We start from the raw sequence: 12971 nt of genomic DNA, 5'->3' as shown, positions 1-12971 counted from the left end.
AACCTGCCTGCGTTACAGCGCGTTGCCAAAGGTGTTGCACTGGGCCGGGTCGCCGCTGTCAAAACCGCGTTTAAACCAGCTGTAGCGCTGATCGGACGTACCGTGGGTAAAGCTGTCCGGCACCACGCGCCCCTGACTCTGCTGCTGAAGGCGGTCATCGCCGATCGCCTGCGCGGCGTTCAGCGCCTCCTGCAAATCGCCGGTTTCCAGCACGCCCTCTTTCTGCATCGCATTGCCCCAGACGCCCGCAAAACAGTCCGCCTGTAACTCAAGGCGCACCGAGAGGCGGTTCACTTCGGTCTGAGAGGCGTTTTGCTGGAGCTGGCGCACTTTCGGCTCAATGCCGAGCAGCTTCTGCACATGGTGGCCGACTTCGTGCGCGATGACATAGCCCTGCGCGAAATCGCCGCCCGCACCAAGTTTCTCTTTCATTTCGTCATAGAAAGAGAGATCGATATACACGGTGCTGTCCGCCGGGCAGTAGAACGGCCCCATCACCGACTGGCCGGTGCCGCAGCCGGTGCGGGTGGCACCGCGGTACATCACCAGTTTCGGCTCCTGATAAGTACGCCCCATTTTCTGGAATTGCTGACCCCAGGTCTCTTCGGTGGTGCCGAGAATCACCGAGGTGAATTTCGCCGCTTCGTCGTCGTTCGGGCTGATGGAGCGCGACGCCTGCTGGCTGACCGGCGCGCCGCCGGTGAGAAGCCCGGTGAGATCGACACCGTAATAGCTGGCGACCACCACAACCACCAGCAGTACCAGCCCACCCTTCCCGGCAGGCAGGCGGAATCCGCGCCCGCCCATCATCGGCGAACTGCTGTTTCTTCTGTCTTCGACGTTGTCGCTTTCGCGACGTCCTTGCCAACGCATACTCTGACCTCATCACTCTCAATTATTATGATAATGATCGTAGGTGGTTCAGGCGCGCTTTACCATAAGAAAACGGGGGAAGGCGCAGGGTATGAGGGCCATACCCTGCGAAAATGCGAAGGAAAAGCTTAGTCGAGATTCACGCCAAGACGGCGCGCGACTTCTTCGTAGGCTTCGATAAGGCCGCCCAGGCTCTGACGGAAGCGGTCTTTGTCCATTTTGTCCATGGTTTGTTTATCCCACAGACGCGCGCCGTCCGGCGAGAACTCATCGCCCAGCGTCACTTCACCTTTGAACAGACCAAACTCCAGCTTGAAGTCGACCAGAATCAGGCCCGCGTCGTCAAAGAGCTTTTTCAGCACGTCATTGGCTTTGTAGGTCAGTTCTTTCATGCGCGCGAGGTTTTCCTGGCTCACCCAGCCGAACGTTTCGCAGTAGGATTCGTTAACCATAGGATCGTGCATCGCGTCGTTTTTCAGGAACAGGTCGAACAGCGGCGGATTGAGTTCGATGCCCTCTTCAATGCCGAGACGCTTCACCAGCGATCCCGCTGCGCGGTTGCGGATAACGCACTCCACCGGCACCATGTCGAGCTTTTTCACCAGCGCTTCGGTATCAGAAAGCAGCTGTTCCATTTGCGTCGGGATACCCGCTTCAGCCAGTTTGCTCATAATGAAATAGTTAAACTTGTTGTTCACCATTCCCTTACGGTCAAACTGTTCAATGCGGGCGCCGTCGCCTGCTGACGTATCATTGCGGAACTCGAGCACCAACAGATCCGGGTTTTCCGTGCTGTATACGGTTTTCGCTTTGCCACGATACAACTCAGCTTGCTTTTGCATCTTTATTACTCCAGGTGTGGTGACCGCTCGCGCGGCCTGAGGATTTATCACAAAACTTGCCATTTTCTGGCGACGCACACGTTTGCGTCCACCACAGAAAAAAGGGCCGGAGTGATCCGGCCCTGCGTATTACTTGCTGAATGCAGCCTGGAAGGCGGCTACCAGCGCATCGTTCTGCGACTGGGTCAGCGTATGGCCTTTCGGGTCGATAAACTGCAGGCTGGTGCGGTTATCGAGATCGCCGACCTGAAGTTTGTAATCGCCGTTAGAGAGGCCCGGATCGCGTGCGCCCAGCGCCTGCCAGTCGCTGTCAGACAGCGCTTTGTAGGTCACGGCGACGCTGCCCGTTGAACGGGTGGAGTCGGTCACTTTCATGCCCACTTTGGCAAGCGTATCCGGCAGACGGTTCCAGACGGCGTTGAACGGCGCGCGCACCACCAGTACCGGCAGGCCGACATCGTCGGAACCGCTGGTGACGTCGATTTGCGACGCGCTGCGGTTATCGGCGGCGTTCTGACGCGCGGTTTCGTTTTTATCAAGACCGGAGGCAATGGCGTTCAGCATTTCGGCGCTGTAACGCTGCAATGAGGCGGTATCCGCCACCGGTTTGCCATCCTGCTCAAGATTGACGAGCTTCACCACCAGCGCCTGCTGATAGCCCTGCGGCTTCACGCTGACCTGATAGCGACCGCGATACTGCTGGTCTTCATCGGCGCGGTTCCACTGTACCCAGTCGGTGTTGAGCGTCTGAGCGGCGTCGTCGCGTTTTTCAATGGTGTAGTTGAGCGACTGCACGACGCTGACCACCTGCGGCCAGAGCGCACCGTTGCGGCCGCTTTCAAGCAGCAGCGTCGCGGTGTCGCCCGTGAACTGCGTACGCGCGCCACTGACCAGCGCCAGCGGCTGTGTGGGCGGGCGAATATCAAGCTGTTTGCCAACCGGGCCGTTGGTACGCGGGGTCGGGATGTTATAGTCGCCGTTCTGCACCGGCAGGATCATACCGGCCGGCGCGTGCAGTTCTGCCAGCGAAGCCGCGTCCAGATAGGACTCGTCGCCGCTCACCTGACGCTTGTAGCGCGAATCGGAACTACAGGCGGCGAGCAGCATCACCAGCGATACGGTTGCTACTTTCGCCACACGCGACTTCTGTACTGAGTAAGCCATCAAATCTCCCTAAACTTTACAGCAGGCCGGCATGCTTAAGCGCGGAGCCAACAATGTCGCGACCGGCATCGGTAATCGGCGTCATTGGCAGGCGCAGCGTATCGGTCGCCACAAGTCCCAACTCCTTACAGGCCCATTTCACCGGGACAGGATTGGGTTCGACAAATAATTTATGATGCAAAGGCATCAGGCGACGATTGATGATGCGCGCATCGTCAAACTTCCCTTCCGCCGCGAGCCGGCACATATCGGCCATATCGCGCGCTGCGACGTTGGTGGTAACAGAAATCACCCCGTGGCCGCCAAGCTGCATGAAATCCATCGCCGTGGCGTCATCGCCGCTTAACAGCGCGAAATCCTCACTGACCAGCTCTTTGATCAGGTGAACGCGGCTTAAGTTCCCGGTCGCTTCTTTGATACCGACAATATTTTTAATTTTCGACAGACGACCTACCGTCTCCGGCAGCATATCGCAACCGGTACGGGACGGCACATTATAGAGGATCTGCGGCAGGTCGGTATGCTCTGCGATAGCTTTAAAATGCTGGAACAGGCCTTCCTGGGTCGGACGGTTGTAATACGGCGTAACGGTCAGACAGCCTGCGATGCCGCTGTCGTTGAAACGCTGAGTCAAGCTGATGGCCTCGGAAGTGGCGTTCGCGCCCGTGCCTGCGATAACCGGAATGCGGCCGTCGGCAAGTTCCAGCGTCATCATCACCACCTCAGCATGCTCGTCATGGCTGAGCGTGGCGGATTCCCCGGTCGTCCCTACCGATACAATCGCCGACGTTCCGTTAGCGACATGGTAATCAATCAGTTTTTTCAGGCTCGCCCGGCAGACATTACCTTTTTCATCCATCGGCGTGATAAGCGCGACAATACTTCCCGTGAACATTGGCCATCCTCTGTGCAAACAAGAGCCTCAATGGTACGTTTGGTGCCGTAATAAAAGCAAGCGGCCAGGGCGCGCTATGCGGTTGTATGGCGGATTTTTTTATGGTTTCCTAAGGAATAATTCATCGTTTCAACAGGAAGCACAGGTTTGACATCCTCATCCCCCCATTATCTGGTGATTACCGCGCTGGGAGCCGACCGCTCGGGTATCGTTAACACTATCACCCGTCACGTTAGCAGTTGCGGCTGCAATATCGAAGATAGCCGTCTGGCGATGCTGGGAGAGGAGTTCACGTTCATCATGCTGCTGTCCGGAAGCTGGAACGCGATTACGCTGATTGAATCCACGCTGCCGCTTAAGGGCGCCGAGCTGGATTTGCTGATTGTGATGAAACGCACCACCGCCCGCCCGCGCCAGGCGATGCCGGCGTCCGTCTGGGTGCAGGTCGAGGTGGAAGACTCGCCGCATTTGATTGAGCGCTTCACCGAACTGTTCCATTCCCACGACATGAATATCGCTGAACTTATCTCGCGCACGCAGCCTGCACAGGAAAATAAGTCCGCACAGCTCTATATTCAGATAACGGCGCACAGTCCGGCTTCACAGGATGCGACGATTATCGAACAGCCTTTCCGTCAACTCTGTACAGAGCTGGGCGCGCAAGGCACTATTAGCGTGGTTAATTATCCACAGCAAGATGAACAGGATGGAGTGTAGTGATGAATCCACTGAAAGCCGGTGATATCGCACCGAAATTTAGCTTGCCCGATCAGGACGGTGAACAAGTAAATTTGACCGACTTCCAGGGACAGCGTGTTCTGGTTTATTTCTATCCCAAAGCCATGACGCCGGGCTGCACCGTCCAGGCATGTGGGCTGCGCGATAACATGGATGACCTGAAAAAAGCGGGTGTGGAAGTGCTGGGCATCAGCACCGATAAACCTGAAAAGCTCTCGCGTTTCGCTGAAAAAGAGCTGCTTAATTTCACGCTGCTCTCGGATGAAGATCATCAGGTGAGCGACCAGTTTGGCGTCTGGGGTGAAAAGTCCTTTATGGGGAAAACCTACGACGGCATTCATCGCATCAGCTTTTTGATCGATGCCGAAGGAAAAATCGAGCATGTGTTCAATGATTTCAAAACCAGCAATCACCACGACGTGGTGCTGGCCTGGCTGAAAGAACACGCCTGAAGTCAGATTGCCGGGAGGCGCAACGCCTGCCCGGCCCGTATGACGTTACTCTTGCGCCGTCGGCGTGGTTTCCGGCCAGGCGTGAACCACCGCTTTAATCAGCGTCGCCAGCGGAATGGCGAAGAAAATCCCCCAGAAGCCCCACAGCCCGCCGAAAATCACCACCGAGAGAATAATCACCAGCGGATGCAGATTGACCGCTTCGGAGAACAGCACCGGCACCAGCACGTTGCCATCCAGCCCCTGAATAATCAGATAGACCGCAAAGCAGCTCCAGAACTCTGTGCCCATGCCGAACTGAAACAGCGCCACGCACACGACCGGGATAGTCACCATAAACGCGCCGATATACGGAATGAGTACTGAGATGCCGACCAGCACCGCCAGTAACAGCGAGTAGTTAAGGCCGAAAATCAGGAAGCCTATCCAGGTCGCGACACCCACCACAATCATCTCCAGCACTTTGCCGCGGATGTAATTGGTAATTTGCTGATTCATCTCCACCCACACCTGTCCTGCGAGACCGCGGTTACGCGGCAGCACGCGCCGCACCGCGTTCAGCAATTGTTCTTTATCTTTGACTAAAAAGAACACCATCAGCGGCACAAGAATCAGGTAGATAGCAAGCGTCAGCAGGCCCACCAGCGAGGCGAGCGAATATTTCACTACCGAATCGCCAAGCGTGATGATGCGGGTGCGCATATTTTCGGCGATGGCGTCGATAATGCCCGCGTCCATCAGCGCCGGGAAACGCTTCGGCAGCGTCGCCGCAAAATCGGAGAGCTTATTGAGCATGCCGGGAATATCGCGGATCAGGTTAATTCCCTGCTGCCAGGCCACCGGCACCACGACAAACGCCATGACCAGCACAATACCGATAAAGAGCACCAGCACCAGCGTTGCGGCAAGGCCACGTGAACAGCCGATGCGTTGCAGCCGCGACGTAGGCCACTCCAGCAGGTAGGCAAGAACGATAGCGACCAGCAGCGGTGCCAGCAAACCATGCAGGAAGAAGAGGATACAAAAACCGGCGACCAGAATCGCCAGCAGCGCTATCGCCTCCGGATCGCTGAAGCGACGACGATACCACTGGGTTAACATTTCAAGCATAAAAACCTTCCCTCACGGGTGACGGCACGGGCGTGAGGGCGAATTGTATCGAAATGTCACAAAAAAGACCGTGATTTTTGTGCCCCCCCGCAAGACAACCCGTTGCCGGATGAATATGATTTCCCGACGCATTTGTAAAACGGACTTCCCAGCCGGGCGCGCGGACTGAACAAAGCGATGCCGGGCGGGTCAAAAGAGACTCTATACAGACGGGAAAGAGGCTATGTTCAGGCAGTTGAAAACGACACTGGTTGCAACGCTTATCGGCGGCATGCTGGCAGGCCAGCTTGCGCCCGCCTTTGCAGCGGACCCGGCCGACGGTTTGCCGGATATGGGTACCTCGGCGGGCAGCACGCTCTCTATCGGTCAGGAGTTACAGATGGGCGATTACTACGTCCGTCAGTTGCGCGGCAGCGCGCCCCTGATCAACGACCCGCTGCTGGTGCAATATATCAACGGGCTGGGTATGCGCCTGGTCTCGCACGCCGATTCGGTAAAAACCCCTTTCCACTTCTATCTCATTAATAACGACGAAATTAACGCCTTCGCTTTTTTCGGCGGCAACGTGGTGCTGCATTCGGCGCTGTTCCGCTATGCCGATAACGAAAGCCAGCTCGCCTCGGTAATGGCGCATGAAATCTCCCACGTCACCCAGCGCCACCTGGCGCGCGCGATGGAAGATCAAAAACGCAGCGCCCCGCTCACCTGGGTCGGCGCGCTCGGCTCAATACTGCTCGCGATGGCGAGCCCGCAGGCGGGTATGGCGGCGCTCACCGGCACGCTCGCCGGTACGCAGCAGGGCGTTATCACGTTTACTCAACAGAATGAACAAGAAGCTGACCGCATCGGTATTCAGGTGCTGCAACGCTCGGGCTTTGATCCGCAGGCGATGCCGACTTTCCTTGAGAAACTTCTCGACCAGGCGCGCTACTCCACGCGCCCGCCGGAAATTCTGCTGACTCACCCGCTGCCGGAGAGCCGTCTGTCGGATGCCCGTAACCGCGCGAACCAGATGCGCCCCGTCGTATCGCAATCCTCTGAAGCGTTCTACATGGCGAAAGTGCGCACGCTGGGCATGTATAACTCCGGGCGCAACCAGCTCACCAGCGATATTCTCGATTCGCTCGCCAAAGGCAACCAGCGCGAACAACACGCCGCGCAATATGGCCGCGCCCTGCAGGCGATGCAGGATAAACGCTTCGCCGAAGCCCGCCAGCAGCTGGAACCGCTGTTGCGCGCGCAGCCGGACAACGCCTGGTATCTCGACCTTGCCACCGATATTTCGCTTGGCGAGCACAAAGCGCAGGAGGCGATTGACCGTCTGAAAAGCGCGCCGGATCTGAAAACCAATCCGGTGTTGCAGTTGAACCTTGCTAACGCGTATCTGGAAGGCAGCCAGCCGGCGCAGGCGGTGACTATCCTTAACCGCTACACCTTTACCTGGCCGGATGACACCAACGGCTGGGATCTGCTGGCGCAGGCGCAGGCGGCGCTTGGCAATCGCGATCAGGAGCTGGCGGCGCGCGCCGAAGTAATGGCGCTTCTGGGTAAACTCGATCAAGCGATAACGCTGCTCAGCAGCGCCAGTTCGCAGGTGAAACTTGGCAGTCTGCAACAGGCGCGTTATGACGCCCGTATCGATCAGATCCGCCAGCTGCAACAGCGCTTCCGCCCTTACGAAAAAATGTAACAGGAGAGACCATGTCCCGGGACGTGACGATTTACCATAACCCGCGCTGCTCAAAAAGCCGCGAAACCCTGAGCCTGCTGACCGAACGCGGCATTGAGCCGGATGTCGTGCTGTATCTGGAGACGCCGCCGGATGCCGCGACAATCAAAACGCTGCTGAACCAGCTCGGGTTCAGCCAGGCGCGCGAGCTGATGCGCACGAAAGAAGATCTCTACAAAACGCTGAATCTGTCTGACCCGTCGCTCAGCGAAGAGGCGCTGATTCAGGCAATGGTGGACAACCCGAAACTGATTGAGCGCCCGATTGTGATTAGCCACGGCAAAGCGCGACTGGGGCGTCCGCCGGAACAGGTGCTGGAGATCCTCTAAAAAAAAACGCCGCGGGCACTCCTCGCGGCGTTCTTCTTTCTGCGACGGTTTTTACAGCCCGAGCGTGTCTTTCACAAACGGGATCGTTAGCTTGCGCTGGGCGCTGATCGAGGCGCGATCGAGCTGATCGAGCGTCAGGAACAGCGTGCGCATTTCACGATCGAGCCGTTTTAACAGAAAACGCCCCACATCTTCCGGCAGTTCAAAACCGCGCATCCGGGCGCGCAGCTGCAGCGCCTGGAGCTTATCGTCATCGGAGAGCGGCTGGAGCCGGTAGATTTGCCCCCAGTCGAGGCGCGAGGCGAGATCGGGCAGCTTCAGGTTGAGCTGGCGCGGCGGCCTGTCGCCGGTAATGAGCAGCCGGGTATTGCCCGATTCCAGAATGCGGTTATAGAGATTGAAGATAGCCATTTCCCAGGGCTCATCGCCTGCGATGCACTCGATATTATCGATGCATACCAGCGAGAGTTGCTCCATGCCCTCCAGCACTTCCGGGACAAACCAGGTGCGTTTATCGAGCGGCACATAACCAACCGCGTCTCCGCGCTGCGAAAGCTCAGCGCAGGCGGCATGCAGCAGATGACTGCGCCCACCGCCCTCTCGCGACCAGAAATAGATGTAGCCGCTGCGGTCGTGGCGCAGCATCGTCTGGAGTGCGGCTAATAAAGAGGGGTTGTCGCCCGGCCAGAAGCTGGCAAACGTTTCGTCATCGGGCAGCCAGAGCGGCAAGGAGAGCTGTGCCGGTGTGTTCAGAAGGACCTCTTCAAGGACATACGAAAAAACGCATTGAGTCTATCACACAATCGCTTCGCTGTTGAACCGGGCGACAGCGCCGCCCGGCAGGCGGATCAGTGCGGCGATTTTTCGTGCTCGTCAGCGTCAAGCACCGTCTCTTCCGGGCGCAATACATTGATAAGTTTGAAAATCAGGCTCAGCGCCACGCCGACAATCGTTGCCAGCGCCATGCCTTTCAGCTCGGCCGCGCCAATATGCACTTTCGCGCCGCTGACGCCAATGATCAGGATGACTGACGTCAGGATCAGGTTCTGCGCCTTGCTGTAATCCACTTTGGATTCAATCAGTACGCGAATACCGGATGCGCCGATCACGCCGTAGAGCAGCAGCGAAACGCCGCCCATCACCGGCACCGGGATAATCTGGATCGCCGCCGCCAGTTTGCCAACGCAGGAGAGCAAAATCGCAATGATCGCAGCGCCACCAATAACCCAGGTGCTGTAAACGCGGGTGATCGCCATAACGCCGATATTCTCGCCATAGGTCGTGTTCGGCGTGGAGCCGAAGAAACCGGAAATCATCGTCGAGAAACCGTTCGCGAACATCGAGCGGTGCAGGCCCGGATCGCGGATCAGATCTTTTTTCACGATGTTCGCCGTTACCACCAGATGCCCGACATGCTCGGCTATGACCACCAGCGCCGCAGGCAGAATGGTGAAGATGGCAAACCACTCAAAGCGCGGCGTATAGAATGTCGGCAGCGCAAACCAGTGAGCATTGGCGATCGGCGTGGTATCCACAACGCCCATCGCGAAGGAGAGCGCATAGCCCGCCAGCACGCCGATGAGAATCGGTATGATCGCGAGAAAACCGCGGAACAGCACCGAGCCAAACACCGTGACCGCCAGCGTTACCAGCGAAATAGTGATTGTAGTGGAATCCGCCGTCTGGCCTTCTGCAGGCAGCAGGCCCGCCATATTGGCCGCAACGCCCGCCAGCTCCAGGCCGATAACCGCGACGATGGCACCCATCGCCGCAGGCGGGAACATCACGTCGAGCCAGCCGGTGCCCGCTTTTTTGACAATCAGCGCCACGATGCAAAACAGCGCGCCGCAGACGATAAACCCGCCGAGCGCCATCTCATAGCCGAGCGGCAGCAACAGCAACACGGGCGAGATAAAGGCAAAGCTTGAGCCCAGATACGCCGGGATTTTGCCTTTACAGATAAAGAGATACAGCAGCGTGCCGATGCCGTTAAACAGCAGTACGGTGGCCGGGTTAATATGAAACAGGATGGGCACCAGCACGGTTGCGCCAAACATGGCGAACAGGTGCTGCAAACTAAGCGGGATAGTCTGTAAGAGCGGCGGACGTTCACTTACCCCGATAGCACGGCGCGTCATAGCGTTTTCCTCAAGAGTGTTGATGTGTGATGTGTTAAGTGTGGGACCAAAAAAAAGCCGACTAATAAGTCGGCTTAATGTTTATTTCGTACCAAATATTTTATCGCCCGCATCGCCGAGGCCCGGGATGATGTACCCGTGCTCGTTAAGCCCCTTGTCGATGGACGCGGTATAAAGCTCGATATCCGGGTGCGCTTTTTCCAGCGCCTTGATGCCTTCCGGCGCGGCAACCAGAACCAGCACTTTGATGCTGGTGCAGCCCGCTTTCTTCAGCAGGTCGATAGTGGCGATCATCGAACCGCCTGTCGCCAGCATCGGGTCGACAACCAGCGCCATGCGCTCGTCGATATTAGAAACCAGCTTCTGGAAATACGGCACCGGCTCCAGGGTTTCTTCATCACGGTAAACGCCGACCACGCTGATACGCGCGCTCGGTACGTTCTCCAGCACCCCTTCCATCATGCCAAGACCGGCGCGCAGAATAGGCACTACGGTAATTTTCTTGCCTTTGATCTGCTCGATTTCCACCGGGCCGTTCCAGCCTTCAATGGTCACTTTTTCCGTCAGCAGATCGGCTGTGGCTTCATAGGTCAGCAGGCTGCCCACTTCAGAGGCGAGTTCACGAAAACGCTTGGTGCTGATGTCATGCTCGCGCATCAGGCCCAGCTTGTGTTTAACCAGCGGGTGTTTCACTTCAACGATCTTCATTCTCTTTCTCCCCAGCAAGATGGCAGCCACAAAAAAAATCGCCGGATTATACCGCTTTTTGCGGGCCGCGCCATACGTAATGGGCTTGATCGGGATCAACCGAACAGAAGTCAGTCATCTTATTAGTGTGTTTTATTCAACGCAACAAGGGCTCGCAAACGTTTGCCTGGACTGTTAGAATTGCCGCGTTTTCTCTACTACCACCAACCGCAACCGCGTGGGGACTTTAGCAGTGACCGACAAAACCTCTCTCAGCTATAAAGATGCCGGTGTTGATATTGATGCTGGTAACGCTCTGGTCGACCGAATCAAAGGCGTCGTGAAAAAAACCCGTCGCCCGGAAGTGATGGGTGGCCTGGGCGGCTTCGGCGCCCTCTGCGCGCTGCCGCAGAAATACCGCGAGCCGGTGCTGGTCTCCGGGACGGACGGCGTCGGCACCAAGCTGCGTCTGGCGATGGATCTGAAACGTCACGACACGATTGGCATCGATCTGGTGGCGATGTGCGTCAACGATCTGGTGGTACAGGGCGCTGAGCCGCTGTTCTTCCTCGATTACTACGCGACCGGCAAGCTGGATGTGGATACCGCGGCAAGCGTGATTAACGGCATCGCCGAAGGCTGCCTGCAATCCGGCTGCGCGCTGGTGGGCGGCGAAACGGCGGAAATGCCGGGCATGTATCACGGCGACGATTACGACGTGGCCGGTTTCTGCGTCGGCGTAGTGGAAAAATCAGAGATTATCGACGGCTCGAAAGTCGCCGATGGCGACGTACTGGTCGCGCTAGCTTCCAGCGGTCCGCACTCCAACGGCTACTCGCTGGTGCGTAAAATTCTTGAAGTGAGCGGCGCGGACCCGCAAACCACCGAGCTTGACGGCAAACCGCTCGCCGATCACCTGCTGGCCCCTACCCGCATCTATGTAAAACCGGTGCTGGAGCTGATTGAGAAGCTTGAAGTCCATGCCATCGCCCACCTGACCGGCGGCGGCTTCTGGGAAAACATTCCGCGCGTGCTGCCGGACAACACCCAGGCCGTGATTGATGAAGCCTCCTGGCAGTGGCCGGCGGTCTTCAACTGGCTACAGCAGGCGGGCAACGTCAGCCGTCATGAAATGTACCGCACCTTTAACTGCGGCGTTGGCATGGTCATCGCCCTGCCAGCCGCAGAAGCGGATAACGCGGTAGCGCTGCTCAATAGCCTTGGCGAAACCGCATGGAAAATCGGCGCGATTAAAGCCTCCGATGCCCAGGAACGCGTGGTTATTGCGTAATGAAGCGCATCGTAGTGCTGATTTCCGGCAGCGGCAGTAATTTACAGGCGATTATCGACGCCTGCGCGCAGAAGAAAATCAACGGCCTGATTAGCGCCGTCTTCAGCAACAAGGCCGACGCATTCGGCCTTGAACGCGCGCGCGAGGCCGCCATTCCCGCCCATGCGTTAAGCGCATCTGATTTTGCCAGCCGCGAGGCGTTTGACCGTGAGCTGATGCAGGAGATAGACGCCTACGCGCCGGATCTGGTGGTGCTGGCGGGCTATATGCGCATTCTGAGCCCGGCCTTTGTGGCGCACTATGAAGGACGGCTGCTGAATATTCACCCTTCCCTGCTGCCGAAATATCCGGGGCTGCATACGCACCGCCAGGCGCTCGCCAACGGCGATGACGAGCACGGCACGTCGGTGCATTTTGTCACGGACGAGCTGGACGGCGGCCCGGTGATTTTACAAGCCCGCGTCCCGGTCTTTCCCGGCGACAGCGAAGAAGACGTCACCGCGCGCGTTCAGGCGCAAGAGCACGCCATCTACCCGCTGGTGGTGAGCTGGTTTGTCGAGGGCCGCCTCGCGATGCGCGAGGGCCGCGCCTGGCTGGACGGGCATCCGCTCCCGCCGCAGGGTTACGCTTCTGACGAGTGATTAAAGGGCCACGAGGCCCTTTATTTTTTCTCTCGTCTGGCGTTAATTCCGTCATCGACACGGAAAACTTGTCCGCCAACAT

The 12971-nt window shown here is 57.7% G+C and carries 14 protein-coding genes; 6 read left to right on the top strand and 8 right to left on the bottom strand.

The features are described from left to right. Positions 1-12: 12 nt before the first annotated feature. The 4 genes from ypfJ to dapA form a co-directional block, all read right to left on the bottom strand. Positions 13-873: a KPN_02809 family neutral zinc metallopeptidase gene (ypfJ, locus tag CSK29544_RS09845; RefSeq protein ID WP_007900068.1), complete on the bottom strand. Its 861-nt coding sequence runs from the start codon at positions 871-873 to the stop codon at positions 13-15. 128 nt (positions 874-1001) lie between these two features. Then, positions 1002-1715 (bottom strand): phosphoribosylaminoimidazolesuccinocarboxamide synthase, encoded by a 714-nt coding sequence (gene purC, locus CSK29544_RS09840; protein WP_007721240.1) that lies wholly within the window; start codon positions 1713-1715, stop codon positions 1002-1004. A gap of 129 nt (positions 1716-1844) precedes the next feature. After that, positions 1845-2879: an outer membrane protein assembly factor BamC gene (bamC, locus tag CSK29544_RS09835; RefSeq protein WP_029039617.1), complete on the bottom strand. Its 1035-nt coding sequence runs from the start codon at positions 2877-2879 to the stop codon at positions 1845-1847. 16 nt (positions 2880-2895) lie between these two features. Further along, positions 2896-3774, bottom strand: a complete 879-nt coding sequence (gene dapA / locus CSK29544_RS09830; RefSeq protein ID WP_007900063.1) for a 4-hydroxy-tetrahydrodipicolinate synthase — start codon at positions 3772-3774, stop codon at positions 2896-2898. Between the two features lie 147 nt (positions 3775-3921). On the opposite strand from dapA, the gene CSK29544_RS09825 reads away from it, so the two are divergent. After that, entirely contained in the window at positions 3922-4491 is a 570-nt protein-coding gene (locus CSK29544_RS09825; protein ID WP_004386999.1) for a glycine cleavage system transcriptional repressor, read from the top strand. A 2-nt stretch (positions 4492-4493) separates the two neighbouring features. Beyond that, entirely contained in the window at positions 4494-4964 is a 471-nt protein-coding gene (gene bcp / locus CSK29544_RS09820; protein WP_004386998.1) for a thioredoxin-dependent thiol peroxidase, read from the top strand. A gap of 45 nt (positions 4965-5009) precedes the next feature. Here bcp and CSK29544_RS09815 read toward each other — a convergent pair whose 3' ends face one another. Next, positions 5010-6074, bottom strand: a complete 1065-nt coding sequence (locus tag CSK29544_RS09815; RefSeq protein ID WP_004386997.1) for an AI-2E family transporter — start codon at positions 6072-6074, stop codon at positions 5010-5012. 223 nt (positions 6075-6297) lie between these two features. On the opposite strand from CSK29544_RS09815, the gene bepA reads away from it, so the two are divergent. Both bepA and arsC read left to right on the top strand, forming a co-directional pair. After that, a complete protein-coding gene (gene bepA / locus CSK29544_RS09810) occupies positions 6298-7764 on the top strand; it encodes a beta-barrel assembly-enhancing protease (protein ID WP_007900062.1) in 1467 nt (488 codons plus the stop codon). 11 nt (positions 7765-7775) lie between these two features. Continuing rightward, on the top strand, positions 7776-8132 hold the full coding sequence (gene arsC, locus CSK29544_RS09805; RefSeq protein WP_007900061.1) for an arsenate reductase (glutaredoxin): 357 nt from the start codon (positions 7776-7778) through the stop codon (positions 8130-8132). A 51-nt stretch (positions 8133-8183) separates the two neighbouring features. Here arsC and hda read toward each other — a convergent pair whose 3' ends face one another. The 3 genes from hda to upp all read right to left on the bottom strand — a co-directional run bounded on the left by hda (position 8184) and on the right by upp (position 10978). Next, on the bottom strand, positions 8184-8885 hold the full coding sequence (gene hda / locus CSK29544_RS09800) for a DnaA inactivator Hda (protein WP_029039616.1): 702 nt from the start codon (positions 8883-8885) through the stop codon (positions 8184-8186). A 95-nt stretch (positions 8886-8980) separates the two neighbouring features. Beyond that, positions 8981-10270 carry a uracil permease gene (gene uraA, locus CSK29544_RS09795; protein ID WP_004386993.1) on the bottom strand — a complete coding sequence of 430 codons (1290 nt, stop codon included), beginning with the start codon at positions 10268-10270 and terminating at the stop codon, positions 8981-8983. A gap of 81 nt (positions 10271-10351) precedes the next feature. Beyond that, entirely contained in the window at positions 10352-10978 is a 627-nt protein-coding gene (upp, locus tag CSK29544_RS09790; protein ID WP_007763150.1) for a uracil phosphoribosyltransferase, read from the bottom strand. A gap of 232 nt (positions 10979-11210) precedes the next feature. Here upp and purM point away from each other — a divergent pair, with 232 nt between their 5' ends. Further along, on the top strand, positions 11211-12248 hold the full coding sequence (gene purM, locus CSK29544_RS09785) for a phosphoribosylformylglycinamidine cyclo-ligase (protein ID WP_007869947.1): 1038 nt from the start codon (positions 11211-11213) through the stop codon (positions 12246-12248). Continuing rightward, positions 12248-12889, top strand: coding sequence for a phosphoribosylglycinamide formyltransferase (purN, locus tag CSK29544_RS09780; RefSeq protein ID WP_007900058.1), 642 nt, complete (start codon positions 12248-12250; stop codon positions 12887-12889). Before purM ends, purN begins: the two co-directional genes overlap by 1 nt. Positions 12890-12971: the final 82 nt, after the last annotated feature.

Source organism: Cronobacter sakazakii, from assembly GCF_000982825.1.
Taxonomy (GTDB): Bacteria; Pseudomonadota; Gammaproteobacteria; order Enterobacterales; family Enterobacteriaceae; genus Cronobacter; species Cronobacter sakazakii.
The sequence above is the reverse complement of the archived record's forward strand: the minus strand, read 5'-3'. Positions and strand labels throughout refer to the sequence as shown.